The organism is Microvirga sp. KLBC 81, assembly GCF_003075415.1.
In the GTDB taxonomy this organism is placed as follows: Bacteria; Pseudomonadota; Alphaproteobacteria; order Rhizobiales; family Beijerinckiaceae; genus Microvirga.
In genome coordinates this window covers 1-20,265 of the sequence record NZ_QDAH01000017.1, presented here as the reverse complement: position 1 = coordinate 20,265, position 20,265 = coordinate 1, and the positions used below count along the sequence as shown (strand labels likewise).

General features: G+C 63.7%; 18 protein-coding genes and 1 pseudogene. 12 read left to right on the top strand and 7 right to left on the bottom strand.

Annotation, left to right across the window (positions count from 1 at the left end):
- Positions 1-8: 8 nt before the first annotated feature.
- The 6 genes from DC522_RS13225 to DC522_RS13200 all read right to left on the bottom strand — a co-directional run bounded on the left by DC522_RS13225 (position 9) and on the right by DC522_RS13200 (position 6,169).
- Entirely contained in the window at positions 9-1,295 is a 1,287-nt protein-coding gene (locus DC522_RS13225; RefSeq protein WP_116529161.1) for an ATP citrate lyase citrate-binding domain-containing protein, read from the bottom strand.
- Positions 1,296-1,350: 55 nt separating this feature from the next.
- On the bottom strand, positions 1,351-2,856 hold the full coding sequence (locus DC522_RS13220; protein WP_116529160.1) for a tripartite tricarboxylate transporter permease: 1,506 nt from the start codon (positions 2,854-2,856) through the stop codon (positions 1,351-1,353).
- On the bottom strand, positions 2,856-3,524 hold the full coding sequence (locus DC522_RS13215) for a tripartite tricarboxylate transporter TctB family protein (RefSeq protein ID WP_116529159.1): 669 nt from the start codon (positions 3,522-3,524) through the stop codon (positions 2,856-2,858). Before DC522_RS13215 ends, DC522_RS13220 begins: the two co-directional genes overlap by 1 nt.
- Positions 3,525-3,687: 163 nt before the next feature.
- Positions 3,688-3,966 carry a hypothetical protein gene (locus DC522_RS13210; RefSeq protein WP_116529158.1) on the bottom strand — a complete coding sequence of 93 codons (279 nt, stop codon included), beginning with the start codon at positions 3,964-3,966 and terminating at the stop codon, positions 3,688-3,690.
- 84 nt (positions 3,967-4,050) lie between these two features.
- Positions 4,051-5,046 carry a tripartite tricarboxylate transporter substrate binding protein gene (locus tag DC522_RS13205; protein ID WP_116529157.1) on the bottom strand — a complete coding sequence of 332 codons (996 nt, stop codon included), beginning with the start codon at positions 5,044-5,046 and terminating at the stop codon, positions 4,051-4,053.
- Positions 4,970-6,169: a 4-oxalomesaconate tautomerase gene (locus tag DC522_RS13200; RefSeq protein ID WP_116529214.1), complete on the bottom strand. Its 1,200-nt coding sequence runs from the start codon at positions 6,167-6,169 to the stop codon at positions 4,970-4,972. Before DC522_RS13200 ends, DC522_RS13205 begins: the two co-directional genes overlap by 77 nt.
- Before the next feature lie 99 nt (positions 6,170-6,268).
- On the opposite strand from DC522_RS13200, the gene DC522_RS13195 reads away from it, so the two are divergent.
- The 4 genes from DC522_RS13195 (at position 6,269) to DC522_RS13180 (ending at position 11,103) form a co-directional block, all read left to right on the top strand.
- Positions 6,269-7,189, top strand: a complete 921-nt coding sequence (locus DC522_RS13195; RefSeq protein ID WP_116529156.1) for a LysR family transcriptional regulator — start codon at positions 6,269-6,271, stop codon at positions 7,187-7,189.
- 461 nt (positions 7,190-7,650) lie between these two features.
- A complete protein-coding gene (locus tag DC522_RS13190) occupies positions 7,651-8,421 on the top strand; it encodes an IclR family transcriptional regulator (protein WP_116529155.1) in 771 nt (256 codons plus the stop codon).
- An 84-nt stretch (positions 8,422-8,505) separates the two neighbouring features.
- A complete protein-coding gene (locus DC522_RS13185) occupies positions 8,506-9,732 on the top strand; it encodes an MFS transporter (protein WP_165820150.1) in 1,227 nt (408 codons plus the stop codon).
- Between the two features lie 93 nt (positions 9,733-9,825).
- The gene (locus DC522_RS13180; protein WP_245444136.1) at positions 9,826-11,103 is read left to right on the top strand and encodes an alpha-hydroxy acid oxidase; all 1,278 of its coding nucleotides are present in this window, start codon (positions 9,826-9,828) and stop codon (positions 11,101-11,103) included.
- A gap of 100 nt (positions 11,104-11,203) precedes the next feature.
- Here the strand turns inward: DC522_RS13180 and DC522_RS13175 are convergent, their stop codons facing one another.
- Entirely contained in the window at positions 11,204-12,085 is an 882-nt protein-coding gene (locus tag DC522_RS13175; protein WP_116529153.1) for a LysR substrate-binding domain-containing protein, read from the bottom strand.
- 192 nt (positions 12,086-12,277) lie between these two features.
- On the opposite strand from DC522_RS13175, the gene DC522_RS13170 reads away from it, so the two are divergent.
- The 8 genes and pseudogenes from DC522_RS13170 to DC522_RS13135 form a co-directional block, all read left to right on the top strand.
- A complete protein-coding gene (locus tag DC522_RS13170) occupies positions 12,278-13,270 on the top strand; it encodes a hydroxyacid dehydrogenase (protein WP_116529152.1) in 993 nt (330 codons plus the stop codon).
- 45 nt (positions 13,271-13,315) lie between these two features.
- Positions 13,316-13,990, top strand: coding sequence for an RraA family protein (locus tag DC522_RS13165; RefSeq protein WP_116529151.1), 675 nt, complete (start codon positions 13,316-13,318; stop codon positions 13,988-13,990).
- A gap of 172 nt (positions 13,991-14,162) precedes the next feature.
- A complete protein-coding gene (locus DC522_RS13160; protein ID WP_116529150.1) occupies positions 14,163-15,119 on the top strand; it encodes a tripartite tricarboxylate transporter substrate binding protein in 957 nt (318 codons plus the stop codon).
- The gene (locus DC522_RS13155; RefSeq protein ID WP_116529149.1) at positions 15,119-15,583 is read left to right on the top strand and encodes a tripartite tricarboxylate transporter TctB family protein; all 465 of its coding nucleotides are present in this window, start codon (positions 15,119-15,121) and stop codon (positions 15,581-15,583) included. Before DC522_RS13160 ends, DC522_RS13155 begins: the two co-directional genes overlap by 1 nt.
- Positions 15,584-15,593: 10 nt before the next feature.
- Positions 15,594-17,102: a tripartite tricarboxylate transporter permease gene (locus DC522_RS13150; protein WP_116529148.1), complete on the top strand. Its 1,509-nt coding sequence runs from the start codon at positions 15,594-15,596 to the stop codon at positions 17,100-17,102.
- 77 nt (positions 17,103-17,179) lie between these two features.
- Positions 17,180-18,160, top strand: coding sequence for a D-2-hydroxyacid dehydrogenase (locus tag DC522_RS13145; RefSeq protein WP_116529147.1), 981 nt, complete (start codon positions 17,180-17,182; stop codon positions 18,158-18,160).
- A gap of 3 nt (positions 18,161-18,163) precedes the next feature.
- Complete coding sequence (locus DC522_RS13140; protein WP_116529146.1) at positions 18,164-19,432, top strand: glycerate kinase; 1,269 nt, start codon at positions 18,164-18,166, stop codon at positions 19,430-19,432.
- Positions 19,433-19,702: 270 nt separating this feature from the next.
- Positions 19,703-20,265, top strand: a pseudogene (locus DC522_RS13135) (NADP-dependent malic enzyme); the annotation flags it as partial.

The window sequence follows — 20,265 nt, the reverse complement described above, 5'->3', positions numbered from 1 at the left end:
GGCCTTGCTCAGGCTGCTGCGGGGAGTGCGATCCGCAGCTTCGTTGCGATCTCCTCGCGTCCGCCGGCCTTCATCCAGGCGTCCGCGGCACGGGCGTAGTTGATGACTTCGCTCATGTCGGAGTCGAAGCCAAAGAGGCGGTAGGGCACGCCGAGCGCCTCGAGCGTATCCCGCAAGGTGCCCATGCCGCGCACCAGGTTGGGCCCACCTCGGCCGGCCACGACGTACAGCGGCGAGGGGCCGTGCTGGCCGAAGTGCTCGCGCAGGGCGTCCGCCATCGCTCGGAAGGTCTCGAAGATGTCGGTGTTGTTCGATTTGCCGCCGATGATGAACAACACGTTCGACTGCCTGAGCCAGTGCTTGAAGCAGATGCGGGCCACCTCCTTCATCTTCGCGTAAGGCGGGTTGCCGCCGAAGTCGGACGAGATGATCGCATCGTCGCCCAGCATCTGCGTGACCAGGGAGTTGGCGCCGCCACCGAAGGTGGGTGCCAGGATCGTGCCCTGCGGGTTGATGACGTAGACGTCGCTCTGGCCCTGGTAGGTGCGGAGCTGGTTGATCTCCAGTTCGAAATCCGAATAGTCGACGGCGAACAGATGATTGGGCAGGTTGAGCCGCTCCCAGCGCGGATCGTCCCGGTCGAAGCCGCACTTGAAGTCGCAGGCTACCGGGGTCAGGCGCCCGGTCCGGTCCGGCCGCATGCGGATCGGGTTCAGCTCGAGCGTCGTCATGCCGAAGTTGTGGTAGAGCTCCCACAGCTTCGGGAGCTGCTGGACCAGCGGCGAGATGATCTGCTTCGGGGCGTTGAGCTCCGACAGGGCGTTGGCGACCACGAACGCCTTGAGTCCGGTCAGCGCATCGAAGGGGATCTGGGCCACGAGGCTCTTGTCGACCTCCTCGATGTCCATGCCGCCGTGGTGGGTCAGGGTCATGGTGGGCGCGCGGAAGCGGGTCGAGTCGGAAATCGAGAAGTAGACCTCGTGCTCGGCCGGCACAGCGCCCTCGAAGGTCACCCCGTTAGCCTTGGCCACGGTGGGGCCGACCCGGTGCTCGACAAAGTAGAGCCGCTCCTTCTCCTTCAGGGCCGTCCTCAGGTCGGAGGCCCGGCCAAGGAGCCCGGCCTTGCCCTTCTTGCCGACGCCGCCCTTGAACACCGGCTTGATGAAGACGCTGCCGTGGCGGTCGATGAGCGCCCGGATCTCCTCCTCGCTGGCATCGGGGCCGAGGACCTCGGAGGTCGGGAACCCGGCGAACTGAAGCAGTTTTGCTCCATGGAGCATGCCTGTGATCTGCATTGTAAATCTCCAAATTACGGTGTTGACGCAAATACCGAGTGCTTTCCTCTCGATCTCAGTCCTCGACGAAGACCTCGTCCCGCCCTTTGCGGATTGCCGGCAGCAAGGCGATCAGGAGGACGACCGCGGCCACGCCGAGCAGGGCGGCGCTCACCGGATGGCTGATGAAGGTCGTGATCTCACCCCGTGCGATGATGAGGGCGCGCCTGAAGTTCTCTTCCATCAGCTTGCCGAGCACGAAGCCGAGCAGCATCGGCGCGGGCTCGAACCCCAGCTTGATCAGCGCGTAACCAACCAGGCCGAAGAAGGCGATGAACATCACGTCGGTGGGCAGCGAGTTGATCGAGTAGATGCCGATGCAGCAGAACATCAGGATCGCCGGGAACAGCAGCCGGTACGGTACCTTGAGCAGGCGAACCCAGAGTCCCACCATGGGAAGGTTGATGACGAGCAACATCAGGTTGCCCACCCACATGGAGGCGATCATGCCCCAGAACAGGGTCGGGTTCTTGGTCATCACCTGCGGACCGGGGATGATGCCGTGGATGGTCATGGCACCCACCATCAGCGCCATCACGGCATTCGGCGGAATGCCGAGCGTCAACAGCGGAATGAAGGAGGTCTGGGCGCCGGCATTGTTGGCCGATTCCGGCCCCGCCACGCCCTCGATGGCGCCGCGGCCGAAGCGCTTGGGATCTTTGGCGATCTTCTTTTCCAGCGTATAGGCGGCAAACGGTCCCAGCACCGCACCATTGCCGGGCAGGATGCCGAGGATTGACCCGATCACGGTACCGCGCAGCACCGGCTTGTAGGATTGCCGGAAGTCGTTCTTGTTCGGCAGCAGGCGGCCGATGGCCTGGCGCACCACGTCGCGGTGCTCCGTGTGATCGAGGTTGCGCAGGATCTCGGCGATGCCGAAGACGCCCATGGCCAGCACGGCGAAGTCGATGCCGTCGGCCAGGAACGGCAATCCGAAGGTCATGCGCTCCTCGCCGGTCTCGAGATCGGTGCCGACGGTGGAGAGGAGCACGCCGACGAGGATCATGGCGATGGCCTTCAGGATCGAGCCGTGGGCCAGCACGACAGCGAAGACCAAGCCCATCGCCATGAGCGAGAAGTACTCGGTCGGGCCGAACAGAAGGGCAAGGCCGGTCAGGGGCTTGCCGAGCGCCGCGATCACGAGGGTTGCCACCGTGCCGGCGAAGAAGGAGCCGATGGCGGCGATGCCCAGCGCCACACCGGCGCGGCCCTGGCGGGCCATCTGGTGGCCGTCGAGGGCGGTGACCACGGAGGTCGCCTCGCCCGGGATGTTGACCAGGATGGCGGTGGTCGAGCCGCCGTACTGTGCGCCGTAATAGATGCCGGCCAGCATGATGAGCGCGCCGGTGGGATCAAGCCCGAAGGTGATCGGCAGCAGCATCGCGATGGTGGCGATGGGACCGACGCCGGGCAGCACCCCGATGAGCGTGCCCACGAGGCAACCCAGGAAGGCAAGTCCCAGGTTCTGGAGGGACAATGCCACCCCGAAACCGAGTGAAAGGTTGGAGAACAGGTCGCCCATCAGATCCTCCCGGAATGGTCAGTTACGTCGACCGACGTGTTGTGGTGACGTGGGCGGAGAACGAGCATCAGCAGTCCGCCGCCCGCAAAGAGGGCTGCCGTGAGGCGCAGGATCTGCTTCTGCGACCAGGACGCCGGGAAGAGATCGGCGAACGCTTGGGGAAAGATCGGGATCGGCAGGTTGAGCAGGTCCCCGAACAGGATCATGCAGAACGGCGTGAGCAGGAACGCCAGGATCAGGAGGTCGCGCAGGCGCGCCTCAGGGGTGGCATAGCCCCCGACGATGATCGCCAGCGGCCCGGCGACGGCCAGTCCGAGGCCCGGCGTCGTGACCGCGCCGAACGAGAACGGCCGGATGGTGACGGCGAACGCGAGGATCGCAAGGACCACGCAGGCAGGGCCACGTAGGCTCCAGCGGTCCAGGCCCTGGCCATCCGTCGTGAAGCCCGTCCCGACGAGGACAAGCCCGCACAGGCCGACGGCGATGGCCAGCCAACGCGGCAGGAGCGCGGGACCCATGGACTGCAACGTGCCCTGATCGAGGTCGCTCGTCAGCCAGAGCGCCAGGGCCGCGAGCGCGATGAGCGTCAATCCGGCAACAAGGCCCTGTGGGGAACGAACGGGTCCGGCACGCGCCGGGCGCAGGTCTCCTGACATGGCTTCAGACATGTTTCACCTCCCTTGGCACACCGCATGGCGTGCCGGTTTCCATCCTGGTTGTTTGGGCGCCTGCTTTTGCAGGTCTCGTGCATCGCATCCCACACGGAGCCTTCGGCGGCTCGAGGGTGCGTATGGCCGGGAGCACCTGCTCCCGATGGCCGTCAGCGGCCGTTCACCTCGCCAATCGGCGAGCAATCACTGTGACGAGCCGTCCGTGCTTGACGGCATCCGGTCCGAACATCTCCCAGGCTGCCGGATCGTCGAACTGCCTTGGGAGTTCGTAAGCGAGCCAATCCCCGTATCTCGGATTGGATCTGATTTCGTATAGGACCCGCGAGGTCGGGTTGATCGAACGGCGCGAGACTTCGATACAGGCTGAAACCGGATCGGCCGCGTGCGTGACGCCGAGGACGCGGTCGGTCCCACTTTCAACGACGATGTACGTCGGCATGGACCTCATCTTCCATCATGGCTCGGACCCCACCCCCAGCGACGTCGATCCAAAGCGCTGGGGGTGCTGATCTCGTGCCATCGATCAGTCGATGGAGATGTTTGCCTTCTTGACGATCTCGGCCCAGCGGGCGGACTCCGCCTTCATCATCGCGGCGAACTCCTCGGGGCTGTTGCCGATCGGCTCTGCGCCTTCGTTCTCGAGCCGCTCCCGCACGACACCGGCGGTGATGGTCTCGACAGTTGCTTTCCTGATCTTGTCGGCAATCTCCTTCGGCGTTCCCTTCGGAACGGCAAACCCGTACCAAGCGGTCGCCTCGTAGGTCGGCCAGCCGCTTTCCGCCACGGAGGGCACCTCCGGGAATTTCTTGGCCCGGGTCTTGGACGTAACCGCAAGGACGCGCACGTCTGAGCTCTCGATCAGGCCGAGGACAGACGGGACGGTGGTCACCATGAAGTCCATGCGGCCGCCGAGGAGGTCGTTCAGGGCCGGCCCGGCGCCGCGATACGGCACGTGGGTGGCTTGAAAGTTCGTGACCTGGGCGAGCAGGACGGTGGCAAGATGGCTCGCCGAACCGTTGCCCGCCGAACCATAGGTCAGCTTGCCGGGATTCTTCTGGGCATGGTCGATCAGCTCCTTGATCGACTTATGCGGCGAGTTCTTCGGCACAACCACGACCAGCGGCGCCGCCGTGATGAGCGTGATCGGTTCGAAGGCCGTCAGGGGATCGATCTTGACGTTCTTGAACAGGTGGGGATTGACCACCATTGGTCCTTGATTGGCCATCAGGATGGTGTAGCCGTCGGGCTCGGCCTTCGCCGCCTGCTGGGTGGCGACATTGCCTCCGGCGGAGCCGTTGTTCTCGACAACCAGGCTCTGTCCGAGCTTCTCGCCGACGCCTTGCGCCACGAGCCGTGCGATCGCGTCGGTCCCGCCGCCGGCGGCATAGGGGACGACGAGCTTCATCGGCCGGGTCGGGAAGCTGTCCTGCGCGATCGCGCCGCTAAAGGGTGCCGCGATCGTCGTCGATGCCGCCAGAAGTGCGCAACAGAGCAGTCGGCGTGTGATGATCTTGGGCATGGTCTCCTCCTTGTTGTATCCCTTCCAGAGGCGCCGCAACAGCGCTTGCCGGGACGATGACGTTGCCCTCGAAGATTCTGCGGGCGGTGCGGACAAGGCTTGCCCGTGAGACATGACCGGAGGCGTCGAAGCTCAGGTCGATCTCGGTTCGGCCGCTTGGGTGCTCGAGGTTCACCAATGACGTGAGACTGGGAGTGGCGAGGTCGTGCGCGACGCTGCCGGGCAGGCGGCAGGCGGCCGCGATGCACAGGGCGCCCGTGACCGCGTGGCCCTTGTGGCAGCGGTGCGCGTTCATGAAGTAGCGGGAGGTGATCGTTCCGCCGTGGCGGGCCCCGGACAGGATCGCGACCTTCGGAACGACGCTGCCCGACACGTCGCCGAGCCCCATGCGGCGTCCCGCCTCCAGCCGGATAGCCTCCAGGCGGGCCAGGAGATCCATGTTGGCCTCGAGGTCATCGGGCGTTTCATCGCCAGAGAGGCCCAGATCGGAGGCCCGGAGCAGCACCATCGGCATGGCGTAGTCGACGAGCGTGACCGGCGTGTTCTCGATGAACTCGCGAACATGCCCGGTGGGCAGGAACGCCCCGGTCTTGGAGCCAATGGCGTCCAGGAAGGTCAGCTTGACCGGTGCCGCCGTGCCGGGCACGCCATCGATGGCAGTCTCGCCCTCGTATTCCACGATGCCGGCCGGGGTTTGGACCACGGCTTCCACCATCGTCGAGGTGTTGCGGTTGAAGATCCGGACGGTCGTCTCGCCGATCTCGGCCGGCACCAGTCCGGCCTCGATCGCAAAGGGGCCCACGGCGGACAGCATGTTGCCGCAGTTCGGGCTGAAGTCGACGAAGGCCCGGTCAATCGAGACTTGGGCGAAGAGGTAATCGACATCCGCTCCGGGCTGGGACGACGGAGCGACGATCGCGACCTTGCTGGTCATTGGGTTGCCGCCGCCAATGCCGTTCACCTGGAGCACGTGAGGGGAGCCCATGGTCGCGATCAGGAAGCGATCACGCTCGCTGGGATCGCCGGGAAGGTCCGCCTCAAGGAAGAAGGGTCCCCGCGATGTCCCGCCGCGCATGAGCACGCAGGGAACCCGCAGGGAGCTGTTGTTCGAAGGGGCGGACAGGGTTTGCACAGCGTCAGGTCCATCGGTTTGTCTTGCCCGAGGACCATCTCAAATCTGAAAACTACTGTGAAATGCAAAGATCGGTGCTATTAATGCGTTATGAGCATCAATTTCGAAGCCCTTGACTTGCGTGCCTTTGTTGCAGTCGTGGACCTTGAGGGGTTCCATCGCGCAGCCGAGGCCCTAAACCTGTCCCAACCGGCGCTCAGCCGGCGCATCCAGAGACTGGAGGCTGCGGTGGGGGCGGCCCTGCTGGAGCGCACGACCCGGCGCGTTGCCTTGACGACCGTCGGACGGGAATTCCTGCCTCTCGTCCGGCGCATGCTCGATGAGTTCGACTCGTCGCTGTTCGCGATGCGGGAGGTCGGCCGACAAAGGGGAGGCTTGATCTCGCTGGCCTGCGTCCCGACGGCAGCCTTCTACTTCCTGCCCTCCGTCATCGCGCGGTTCAACGAGCAATATCCGAACATCCGCTTCAGGATCCTGGACCTGTCTGCGAACGAAGGCCTTGAAAGTGTGGCGCGTGGAGAGGTCGAGTTCGGCATCAACCTGCTCGGCACGTCCGATCCGGAGCTGACCTTCGAGCCATTGATCGAGGATCCCTTCGTTCTCGCTTGCCGGCGGGACCACCCGCTGGCCAAGCGCGAGTCATTGACGTGGTCGGATCTCGAGGGACAGCCGCTCGTTGCCGTGAGCCGGACTAGCGGCAACCGTATCATACTGGATGCCGCACTCGTGCGAGCCGGGGTGAACCTGAGTTGGTCATACGAGGTGACCCACCTTTCGACCTCCCTGGGCCTCGTGGAGGCCGGGTTGGGCATTTCCGTCCTGCCAAAACTTGCCACACCGCAGGGCGATCATCCCATCATCGTGACCCGACCAATTGGAAACCCGGAAGTGGCGCGGACGATCGGTGTGGTGCGGCGGCGCGGCGGCAGCTTGGCGCCCGCGGCCGAACGGTTCCTGGAGATGCTGCTGGGGACGTGGAGGGACGCAACCGACCGTAGGAACCAGACCTAATTGCAAGGCTCTCCAGAAAGGAGCTTCAGCCCATCGAAGCTCGATTATCTGTGGGCTCCGCGCATACCTCTGCCCGGGAGATCATTGCAGTGGAGTTGGTTCGCGGATCAGGCTCTGGACGGTGAGAGGGCCTCTTCCCTTCGATGGTATCCTGCTGTGCAAACGCTCCCCAACGTGCCACGCAAACTTCCAGCCGTATGGAAATCGCTCTCGCTCTGCCATCCGGAAAGTCCGCGATTGGCACGTCTCGGACATAACTCGGATGGCCGCTCACACGGTGTAAGCAGACGTTAGTGAAGGGCAGGGGAGTTTCGCCTACTGACCCACTCCAGACCCTCCTCATCGAGTGGCGGTACGACGGCTGCGTCACGAAAATTTCTTACCTTAAGTGGTGCTTTGACAGCGGCACACTTCAAGGCTATTTCATAGAAAGGACTATCGTTACATAGAGTGAAACGCCCATGCCCAGGGAAGCCTTGGATAGCGAAGCGCGGGAGGAAGGTGGGGTGATTGCCGTCGAGCGTGCATTGGCAGTGCTCGATGCTTTCACGCCTGACGACCGGTCCTTGAGCTTGGCGGAACTGGCACGACGGGTCGACTTGTCGAAGCCGACTGTTCTCCGTTTCACGAGGTCGCTTGCCCGAGCCGGCTACCTCGTGCGCAACGACGACGCGACCTTCCGCCTCGGACCAAAGCTCGCCCGACTGGGAACGCTCTACCAGGCCGGCTTCCGGATCGAGGATTACGTTCAGCCGGCTCTGCGGCGCCTGGCTCAGGAGACCGGCGAGAGCGCGGCATTCTACGTTCGCGAAGGCGATATGCGGGTCTGCCTCTTTCGTGTGGATTCGCCGCAATCCATCGGGCATCACGCCCGGACCGGCGATCTGCTGCCCCTCGACCGAGGTGCGCCAGGACGCGTGCTTCTTGCCTTCGCTGGCGAACCCGGAGAGCCATACGATCAAATTCGCCGTGACTTGTTCCATATCACGTTTGGCGAGCGCGATCCGCAAGTGGCCAGCATTGCCTGTCCTATATTCAGCTTTGGCCAGCAGGTCGCCGGGGTCATTGGCGTGGCAGGCCCGACAAGCCGTTTCGATGAAGAGGCTGTCGCCCACCATCTTGAGTTGCTGAGGTCCATCTCCACCGAACTTACACGACAACTCGGCGGAACGCCCGCGAGCCAGGCTTCGACCCACAGGCCAAGCACGTCTTCCCGCGTCCGTGCTGATTAAGCCTAGTCAGCAGCAATCATAAAGAGAGGAAGCCGTGCTGAAGGTTCCAGAAACACCTTGTCCCTATGCATGGGCCGCATAACCATGCAAAAGGGATGGCATGGCGTACGCGCGGCCTTGTCCGAGGCCAATTATCGCAATTTCACCATCGGCAACGTCTTCTCGCTCGTCGGAACCTGGGTTCAGCGGGTTGCACTCGGCTGGCTCGTCTGGGAACTGACGGGCTCAGGGGCATGGCTGGGGGCGGTCGCTTTCGCCGACCTGTTTCCGATGGTCCTCGTGACCCCCTTGGCTGGCGCGATGGCTGACCGGTCCGAGCGACTGCGGGTCACGCGGATCAGCCAGGCCTTGCTCATGGTGCATGCGGGACTGCTCACCATTCTCAGCGCCCTCGGCCTGCTCAACCCGGGCCTCGTGTTGGTACTGGCACTGGTCGGCGGAATCATCACGGCCTTCAACCAACCCTTCCGGATGGCGCTCCTTCCCAGTCTCGTCGAGCGCCCGAACCTGATCAGTGCGGTCGCGATCAACTCTGTCGTGTTCAACGTTGCCCGCTTCGTCGGTCCCGCCATCGCGGGCCTCGTGATTGCGAAGGGCAGCCTCACACTGGCTTTCGCGATCAATCTCGGGACGTTCGCAGTCTTCTCCTGGACGCTTGCCAGGATACGTCTGGTTTCCGTCGAAACCACTCGATCCGCCAATGGCGGATTGATCACGTCAGTCGTCGAAGGTTGGCGCTATGCCGCCGGGCATGTCGGCCTCGGTGCCATGTTTCTTACGCTGACGGTCGTCTCGCTTTGCATACGCCCCATTCTCGAACTCATGCCGAGCTACGCGGCCCTGTTCGGCCCTGACGCCAGCAAGTTTGCCTTCATGACATCCGTGATCGGCCTCGGCGCCCTAGTCGGGGCACTCTGGCTGAGCCGGCAGGCCGATCCTGCGGCCCTGGCCAAAATGTCTCTGTCCAATGGCCTCCTAATGGGCGCGGCATTGTTCGTCGCGTCGGTCGTACATCAGGAACTGCTGGGACTCGTCGCCCTGTTCGTCGTGGGCTTCGGCATGGTCTTGAGCGGGATCGCCAGTCAGACCGTGATTCAGCTTGCTGTGCCCGATCACCTGCGGGGTAGGATGCTTGCTCTGCACAGCATGATCTTTCGGGGGGCACCGGCCCTTGGTGCCTTGGTAATCGGAGCCTTGTCGGACCTGACGGGGCTGCGTGGTCCCCTGGTCGCGGGCGCAGCCGTGACCTTCGCCTTCAGCGGGATCGTTTATTCCCGGCGCAAGCTGATCCTCAAGAGCCTCGGTCTATGAACGTGATCCGGGATAGTCGGTGCACAGGGTACGCGACGGGTCACAGCGGCAAGCCACAAGGCTCATTCATTGGTAACCGGAGAGAGGAGTCTCATGAGCAGTCCTGACACGCCGCGCGGCATGGAGCGCTCCACCACGGATCTGGAATCGACTCCGGTCAAGGGTATCGTGCAAACACCTCCTGCCGCTCTACCGCGGCGCCTCCGTCGGATCCTCGCACTTGATGACTTCGAGATTGCGGCGCGCCGCCACCTGCCTCGGCCGATCTTCGGGTACGTGTCAGGGGCCGCCGAGACCAACGCCTCTCTCCGGGACAACCGATCGGCCTTCGAGGAGTTCGGCTTTGTCCCGCGGGTGCTCGCCGACGTGTCCAGGCGAACGCAGAAGGTCGAACTGCTCGAGCGCACATACGCGGCGCCGTTCGGAATTGCTCCGATGGGGATCAGTGCCCTTTCGGCCTACCGCGGCGATCTGGTCCTGGCACAGGCGGCCGAGAAGGCGAACATTCCGATGGTGATGAGTGGGTCTTCGCTCATCCGGTTGGAGGAAGTCGCCGAGGTAAACCCTGCGGCTTGGTTCCAGGCCTATCTGCCAGGTGAACCTGACAGGATCCTCGGATTGTTGGAACGAGTGGAGCGGGCAGGCTTCGGGACGCTCGTGCTGACCGTCGACACGGCGGTGCTGGCCAATCGCGAGAACAACGTCCGGAGCGGCTTCTCTACGCCTCTTCGGCCCAGTCTTCGCTTGGCCTGGGACGGCATGATGCGACCGAACTGGACACTGAACACGTTTCTGCGAACGTTGCTGAAGCACGGCATGCCCCACTTCGAGAATTCCTATGCGACACGAGGAGCGCCGATCCTGGCCAAAAGCGTGATGCGGGACTTCGGAGCCAAGGACCATCTGAACTGGCGTCATCTGGAACTGATCCGCGAGCGGTGGAAGGGACGCCTGGTCGTCAAGGGCATCATGGCCAAGGAGGATGCCCGCATCGCCAGGGACAGTGGCGTCGAGGGGATCATCGTGTCGAACCACGGTGGCCGGCAGCTCGATGGGACAGTCTCGCCCCTCCGCGTCCTACCCGCCATTGCGGATGCCGTGGGGACTTCGATCCCCGTCATGATGGACGGCGGCGTCCGGCGAGGTTCCGACGTGCTGAAGGCCATCGCCCTTGGCGCTGCATTCGTCTTCGTCGGCCGTCCGTTCGTCTATGCGGCCGCAATCGGAGGCGAACCCGGTGTCAGCCATGCCATCAACATTCTTTCGACCGAGATCAGCCGGAACATGGGCCTTCTCGGGATCAACTCGCTCGGTGAACTGGGTCCGGAGCGGCTTCTCAGGATCAGAGGCGTAGATGAGTCCAGGTCTTGAGAGAGGCTTCGACGGCCGGCACCACGGTAACACTCGAGAGCATCGCCCCAAAGATGTGGTCGTCCGCGATCGGTGCGGGATCGGCTTCGTAGGGCGTGTCTCAGCGCGCCACACCGTACTCGCCGCTGAAACTCACGAGATGCCGGTGCAGCCGGTCAATCACGATCGTTCGCGTGCTCGTGCGGCGCTCGATCAACCCGACCTGACGATGGACCTGCGGATTTCCGAACGGAGCTGACACGACCTCGCCAAGGGCCTCCTTCAGGGCGCTGTAAGGGGCGACCGAGGCGCCGAGACCATGGACCACACAGGCGACGACCGCGGTCATGGTGTCGATTTCCGCAATCGGGCTCGTAGCGATACCGCTCTTTGCCATTTCGGTATCGATCAACTGGGCGAGACGGAACCTGCTGTTGAACCTCACATATGGGAGGGTCGAGAGCATTTCCGTCGCAGGCATCTGCGGTGTGCCCGGCGGAGCGATCACGAACAGGGGCTCGTTGATGAAGGGACTCCATCTCAGCGCCGAGGGAACTCCGGAATGCTCGGCCACCATTGCCGAATCAAGCCTTCCCGATACGACGTCGTTCAGGAGTTCGTCGCTGTTGGCGACATGAAGCTTGATCTTGAGATCAGGATAGTCCGCCTTCAGCGCGACGATCGCCCGGGGCAACAAGGACAGGGCGCTTGATCGGACCGAGCCGATCGTGAACGTGCCCGTGATCGCCTTTCCGGATATGGCGTCTATCACGTTATCGGCGGATCGCACGAGGTTGTGCGCGGCCTCGAGCATTTGAAGCCCGTGACTGTTGAGCGTCATCGGCCGAGTCGAGCGGTCGAACAGCTCGGCCTGCACCTCACTCTCCAGCGCTTGGATCTGCTGGCTGACAGCCGATGGCGTCAGTCCGACGGCGTCCGCCGCCTTGGCGAGCGTTCCAAGCTCCGCGATCGCGATGAACGTCTTCAGTTGACGGATATCCACTTGGCCAAACCGACACATTTTCAGAAAAACTGTCCATAAATGTCAGAATTATTCGCTTTTTTCAAGAAAACGTTATGTTACGAATCTTCGCCAACGAAACACCGAGCAAAAAGCTTCGGGACATGGGAGGGATGTGATCCAAGGTGCGATATCTCGCACCGCGTCCTCGCTCATCCCGACCGCGAGGAACGCATGGACAGCCGCAACATCCTGGTCACTGGCCCCGCCATCAACGAGCAAGCCGTCAAGCTCATCGCCGACAATGGCTACAGTGTAGCTTATGTCCCTCCCTATACGAACGAGGAGGATCTGGTCCGGATCGTTGCCGAGGTCGACCCGGTCGGGGTCGTGGTCCGGATGGGACGCTTCGGGGCTTCCGCCATTGACGCCGCGCCATCGCTGCGCGTCCTTTCCAAGCACGGTGTCGGGGTGGATAACATCGACGTCGATGCCGCGACCCGCCGGGAGATTCCGGTTGTCGTCGCAGCCGGCGCGAACGCCCGTTCCGTCGCCGAGCATGCGATTGCCCTCTTGCTGACCACCGTCAAGCGCATCGTGCCGCTCGATGGCAGCCTGCGCGCCGGCCGATGGGAAAAGGCCGGCTTCTCGGGCGTGGAGGTCGCGGGCCTGACCATGGGCCTGGTCGGCTTCGGGGCCATCGCGAGGCACACGGCCGTCTATGCGAAAGCCCTCGGAATCCATGTCCGCGCCTTCGACCCCTTTGCCGATGACGCGACCTTCGCCGATGCCGGCGTCACCCGGGACGCTGCCGTCGAGGACCTTCTCGCCGCGTCCGACATCGTCAGCCTGCATTGCCCCCTGACACCCCAGACGCGCAACCTAATCGACGACAAGACGATCGGCCTGATGAAGGCAGGATCCTACATCGTCAACACCGCCCGCGGTGGACTGATCGATGAGGACGCCTTGGTCAGGGCCATCGACAGCGGTCACATCGCGGGCGCCGGCCTCGATACGTTCGCGACCGAGCCTCCCTCTCCCGATCATCCCTTCTGGGGACGGCAGCAGATCGTCGTGACCCCGCACATCGGTGGCGTGACGCGGGAAGCCAATGTCCGGGTCGGCGTGGACGCGGTCGAGGGGATCCTGGCGGTCATCCAGGGCCGCGATCCGGGCCGCGAGAGGATCGTGAACTACCGCGCGCTCGCGAAGGCGACGACCTGACCTTTTTCAACCGACCTCCAGTATCGAAACCACGAGGAGAAGACATTGAGCATAGGATTTAGGGTTCGGAACCGGGAGCGCGCCGTCGACCAGGAATGGGTCGAGAAGTTCAAGGAGCTGCCCGTCGCGAATGTCAGCGACAGCATGTACCGCATGTACGCCGCCGGCGCGCAGCTCCGCCCGATGCACCGCGAGGGCAAGCTCGCCGGCCGGGCCCTGACCGTGAAGGCCCCGCCCGGCGACAACCTGATGCTGCACAAGGCCATGGACATGGCCGAGCAGGGTGACGTCATCGTCATGGATGCCGGCGGTGAGGTGACCCACGCCCTCATGGGCGAGATGATGCTCGACTACGCACGCCGCCGGGGCGTCGTCGGCTTCGTCCTCAACGGCGCCATCCGCGACGCCGATGCCTTCCTGGAAATGAACGTTCCGTCATTCGCCGTCGGAGTGACCCATCGCGGGCCGTACAAGAACGGTCCCGGCGAGGTGAACTGCCCGATCGCCATCGGCGGAATGGTCATCATGCCCGGCGACCTGGTCCTCGGGGATGCCGACGGCGTGGTGGTCGTGCCGATCGACGACGTGGCGGACGTCTACGAGAAGACGGTTGCCAAGCACGCCGCCGAGAACAAGCAGATGGATGCCATCAAGGCAGGCACGCACAAGCCGACCTGGTTCAACGAGACGCTCGCCAAGATGGGCTGCGAATTACCGTAACCAAGCTGCCTACGGCATCGGCCCGCATGAGCGGGTGTTCGGCACTCGCCCATGGGTGAGTGCCGAGGAAGTCCAAGTCACCGTCGATTGCGCGGTGGAACCTGAATGAGTTCGGAGGGGAACTCCGAAACGCTTGAGCGGTCACGGTGACCGCTGTCCATGGGAGGAACGAATGAAGCACCTGATCCGGAATACCGCACTTGCCACGTCGATGCTGGTCGGCATCGGAGCCGCTCATGCCGAGTGGCCGACGGACCGGCCGATCGAGATGATCGTCGCCTTCGCCCCGGGCGGCGGCACGGACGTGATGAACAGGACGCTCGCACCCTACATCGAGAAGGAACTCGGCGCGAAGATCACCATCCTGAACCGGCCCGGCGCGTCCGGTGAGATCGCATATACCGCAATGACGCAGGCCAAGCCCGACGGCTACACGCTGTCGTCCCTCAACACGCCGGGCTACCTGACGATGCAGATGGACCGGAAGGTCCGTTTCGATCCCAAGAAGGTCTGCCTGGTTGCCCGCATCGTCGAGGACCCCGGCTCGTTCATCGTGCAGGCAAACTCCCAGTTCAACTCGCTCAAGGACCTGGTCGCCTACGCCAAGGCCAATCCGGGTAAGGTCAGCGTTGGCACGACCGGCCTCGGAACGGACGAACATCTTGCCGTGCTGCAACTGGAAAAGTCCGCTGGCATCGATCTGACCCCGGTCACCTTCAACGGTGCGAACGAGGCAAGGACGGCTCTGCTCGGCGGACACATCATGGCCATGGGGATCAACGTCGGCGAATTCCAAGGCAGCGAGAAGTCCGCCTTCAAGGCCCTCGCACAGTTCGCCGATCAGCGGTCCATCATCGCTCCGGACCTGCCGACGGCCAAGGAGCAGGGCTATGACGTCCTCATGAGCTCGGAGCGCGGCATCGCAATGAATTGCGATGTCCCCGAAGCCATCAGGACGAAGTACTCGGCTGCCGTCAAGAAGGCTCTCGACAATCCGGAATTCCAGGCTCAGGCCAAGCAGCAGTCGCTCGCCCTCTCGTACCGGTCGTCGGAAGACTGGAACAAGGAGCTTCCGGCAAGGGCGGAACGGCTTGCGGAAACCTGGAAGCTGGTCAAGGAACAGAAGTGATGGCAGCTCCACGCAAGGTTGGGGGGACCGGCGATCGGCCGGACCTCCTGACGGCCGTGATGTTCGTGGGCATCGGTGCGCTCGGCCTCTGGGCCGGGCGCGACCTGACCATGGGCACGGCCGCCGCCATGGGCCCGGGTTATCTGCCGCGGCTCGTCTGCTGGCTCCTGATCCTCGTCGGGCTGGTCGTCGGCGGGATCGGCCTCTTCCGGGCACGGGAGGACATTGCCCTCCCGCAACTCCGTCCGATTTCGGTCATCCTGTTATCGGTCGTCGGCTTTGCCTTCATTGCCGGGTATTTCGGCTTCGTGGCCGCGTCCATCTGGCTGCTGGTGATCGGAAGCCTTGCTGACCGCGAGTCCAGGTGGCGTGAGGTGATCCTGCTCACGGCCGGACTCACCGCCTTCGGCGCTCTGGTCTTCATCGTCGGCCTCGGCGTCCAGATGCCCATCTGGCCCTTCTGAGGAGCGGAACATGGAATTCCTCGACCTGCTCATGCTCGGGTTCGGTGAAGCGCTGACCCCGACCAACCTCGCCTTCTGCCTGCTGGGAGCCCTCCTCGGGACGTTGATCGGGGTGTTGCCGGGCATCGGCCCGACGGCGACGATCGCCGTTCTCCTGCCGATCACCTTCTATCTTCCCCCGTTGGCCGGCATCATCATGCTCGCCGGCATCTACTACGGGGCGCAATACGGCGGATCGACCACCGCCATCCTGGTCAACCTGCCGGGCGAGGCATCATCCGTGGTGACCGCGATCGACGGCTACCGCATGGCCCAGAAGGGAAAGGCCGGTTCGGCGCTTGCCGTCGCCGCGCTCGGATCGTTCTTTGCGGGAACCGTGGCGACGTTCGGCGTTGCTATCGCAGGCCCCATGCTCTCGTCGTTCGCGCTCTCCTTTGGTCCCGCCGAATACGTTTCGCTCATGGTCTTCGGCCTGCTGGCCGCCACTGTCCTTGCCAGGGGGCCCGTGCTGAAGGCGATCGGCATGATCCTGTTCGGATTGCTCCTCGGCATGGTCGGCATCGACGCGGGCTCCGGCGAGGAACGCCTGACGTTCAATGCGATCGAGCTGTTCGACGGCATCGACTTCGTCGTGATCGCCATCGGCGTCTTCGGGTTCACGGAGATCATCGAGAACCTCGAAAACGTGGAAGGGCGCGGCGTCCTGGTCAGCAAGCTCAGCCGCCTGTGGCCGACGCGGGAGGACTTCCGGCAGGCCTGGCCTGCCGTCCTGCGGGGAACAGGCGTCGGCACGTTCCTCGGGATCCTGCCGGGCGGCGGCGCGACGCTGTCGTCCTTCTGCGCCTACTCCCTGGAGAAGAAGGTCTCGAAAAATCCTGAGGAATTCGGGAACGGGGCCGTCGCGGGCGTGGCAGGACCCGAAGCCGCCAACAATGCCGGCGCGCAGTCGTCGTTCATTCCGCTGCTCACGCTCGGTATCCCGTCCAACAACATGATGGCGATGATGCTGAGCGCCTTCATCATCCATGGGATCACCCCCGGCCCCACCGTCCTGCAAACTCAGCCGCAGATCTTCTGGGGCCTCGTGGCGAGCATGTGGGTCGGCAACCTGATGCTGGTCGTCATCAACCTGCCCATGATTGGCATCTGGGTGAAGCTGCTGACCGTCCCTTATCGTCTCCTGTACCCGGCCATCCTGCTGTTCTGCTGCGTCGGCGTCTACAGCATCAACAACCGAATCTTCGACGTCGTGCTCGCCGCAGGCTTCGGGTTCCTCGGGTACCTGTTCCGGAAGGCGAAGTGCGAGCCAGGGCCGCTGCTGCTCGGTTTCGTTCTCGGTCCGCTGCTGGAAACGAACCTGCGGCGCGCAATGGTGCTCTCTGACGGAAGCCCGAGCGTGTTCTTCGAACGGCCGATCAGCCTCGTCCTGCTGCTGGCGACCGCCGCGATGTTCATCCTGATGGTCCTACCGTCCTTCCGCCGGACCCGCGAGGTGGCGTTCCAGGAGGAAGAGGCCTGAGGCCCGCAGCCCCACCAATGGGACAGGGACCGCGTCATGCGCGCCCTGTCCCTCATTCGCGAACAGGCGCATCACCCATGTCCGACAGCCTCAAGAAGACCGCGCGCATCGTCGTGCTCGACCGCGACACCCTGCCCGACGACATCACCTTGCGGGCGTTCTCGTTTCCCCATGAACTCGTCGCGTTCGGCCGGACAAAGCCCGAAGAGGTGGCGGAGCGTATCCGCGATGCCAACATCGTCATCACCAACAAGGTCCCCGTTCGCCGCGAGGCGATTGGATCCGCGAGCAACCTCCGGCTCGTCGCCATCGCGGCTACGGGCACAGACGTGGTCGACGTAGCCGCCTGTGCCGAACGCAGGATCGGCGTCACGAACATCCGTAACTATGCCGTCAACACCGTCCCGGAGCATACGTTTGCGCTGATCCTCGCGCTGCGCCGCAGCCTGGTCGCCTACCATGATTCCGTCCGTGCGGGCCGTTGGCAGGAGACCGGCCAGTTCTGCTACTTCGATTACCCAATTCGCGACCTTGCCGGCTCGACCCTCGGCATCATCGGGGACGGGGTTCTGGGACGTGCCGTCGCCGAACTTGGCCGTGCCTTCGGCATGAAGGTGCTCTTCTCGGACTACAAGGGCACGACCGGGATGGGTCCGCTCTACACGCCCTTCGAGCAGGTCTTGCGAGAGAGCGACGTGATCACCCTTCACTCTCCCCTGATGCCATCCACCCGCAACATGATCTCCACCGACGAGTTCGCGATGATGGCCCGCCGTCCGTTGCTGATCAACACGGCCCGCGGAGGGCTCGTCGATGAGATCGCCCTCGAGCGTGCATTGCGGGAGGGGCAGGTCAGTGGGGCAGGATTCGACGTGGTCACGGCCGAACCGCCGCCGCCCGACCATCCGCTGATGCGGCTGCTCGACCTTCCGAATTTCATTCTCACCCCGCACGTCGCCTGGGCGAGCCACGAAGCTGTCCAGGGTCTTGCCGACCAACTGGTCGACAACATCGAAGCCTTCGAACGTGGTCAACCCACAAACATGGTCGCGGCGTGATCGATGGCCGTCGATCACGATCCCAAGACCTTTCTGACGTCCCTGTTCGCCGCAGCCGTGGCCGCCGCGGATCCATACGAGGCGATCAGGGCCAAACTTCCGGCAAGGCCGAAGGAGCGAACAATCGTCATCGGGGCCGGCAAAGCCTCCGGCGAGATGGCCCGAGCCTTCGAGACGCTCTGGGACGGTCCCCTTGAAGGCATCGTGGTCACCAGGCGCGGATCACATGCTCCTTGCAACAGGATCGAGATCATCGAGGCCAGTCATCCCGTTCCGGATGTCGCGAGCCTGATGGCGTCCCGTCGCCTCATGGAAACCGTCTCGGGCTTGACCGAGGACGACCTTGTCGTCGCGTTGATCTCGGGCGGCGGTTCCTCGCTGTTGGCATTGCCTCAGGACGGTCTAACCCTGGAGGACGAGATCGCGGTTGCGGAGGTGCTTCTGGCGTCAGGCGCACCCATCTCCGCGATGAACGTCGTGCGCACCCAACTCTCGGCGATCAAGGGAGGACGCCTGGCGCTTGCAGCCTACCCCGCGAAAGTCGTTACCCTCATCGTATCGGATATCCCGGGCGACGACCCAGGGCTGGTTGCTTCCGGTCCGACGGTTGCCAACCGGGCGTTGCCCGCGGATGCCCTCCGGATCATTGAGCGGCATCGCCTGCGCCTGCCTGCGCGGGTGATGGACTTCCTGAGGAGCCGGGAGCGGACGGATGCTGATCCGGACCATCCGTGCTTCGCCCGCAATGAGGCCAAGGTCATCGTGTCTGCGGCGGCCTCCCTTGCGGCGGCTGCGGCGCGGGCGGAAAAGCTCGGGATGCGGGCAGTCGTCCTCGGTGACGCCATCGAGGGTGAGGCGCGGGAAGTCGCCAAGGCGCACCTGGCAACTGTCGACGATATCCTCCGCAAGGGCACACCGTCCGAGCGGCCCTTGGTCCTGCTGTCGGGTGGGGAATGCACTGTTACGATCCGGGGTGATGGAAAGGGCGGGCGAAACACGGAGTTCCTTCTTGCCCTGGCAATCGAGATCGCCGGAAGGGACTGCCTCTTCGCCCTGGCCGCTGATACCGATGGGATCGACGGTTCCGAAGACAATGCCGGCGCGTTCGCGAATGGGTCGACTGTTACCCGATTGGCGGCACACGGCTGCGAGGCGCATCACCTTCTCGCAAGAAATGACGCCTGGACCGCGTTCAATGCCGTGAACGACCTGTTCGTCACGGGTCCGACCGGAACCAACGTCAACGATTTCCGGGCCATCCTAGTCATGTAGGTGAGGTGTCTGTTGGAGACCAATAGGCAGCACAAGGATCGTCGGCAGGGACAATGCTGATGAAGCCCGATCACATTGCGGTGGGCGTGTCAAACCGGGGGGTATGACAGCGTCGCCATCTTCGCGGTCGAATGGGCATGGGGACGGTTGACGAACAGAGGTCGCGAGGCAAGCCAAGGCATTGCTCCCTTAAGGATAGCCTTTGCCCGACAAGCATGAGCTTTACCTAAAATCGACGACAGAGATGAACCATCAGGTGGGAGGAATGCCATGGGCCAAGAGGTGAATTCGAGCGCCACGGACCTGAATGACAGCGCGGTCGAGGCTCTCAATAGGAGCGCGCTCGAGTACCACCGGCTTCCCCGCCCGGGAAAGATTGCCGTCCTGCCGATCAAGGGCATGACCAACCAGCGCGATCTGGCCCTGGCCTACTCTCCAGGTGTCGCTGCCCCCTGCATGGCCATCCATGCCGATCCGGCCGCCGCCGCTCTCTACACCAGCCGATCCAACCTCGTGGCCGTGGTCTCGAACGGCACGGCCGTCTTGGGTCTCGGCAACATCGGTCCGCTGGCCTCCAAGCCGGTGATGGAGGGCAAGGGCTGCCTGTTCCAGAAGTTTGCCGGGATCGATGTGTTCGATATTGAGTTGAATGAGACCGATACCGACAAGTTGGTCGATATTATCGCGTCCCTCGAGCCTACCTTCGGCGGCATCAACCTTGAGGACATCAAGGCTCCGGAGTGCTTCGAGATCGAGCGCCGCCTGCGCGAGCGCCTGAAGATCCCGGTCTTCCATGATGACCAGCATGGAACGGCGATCGTCGCGGCTGCCGC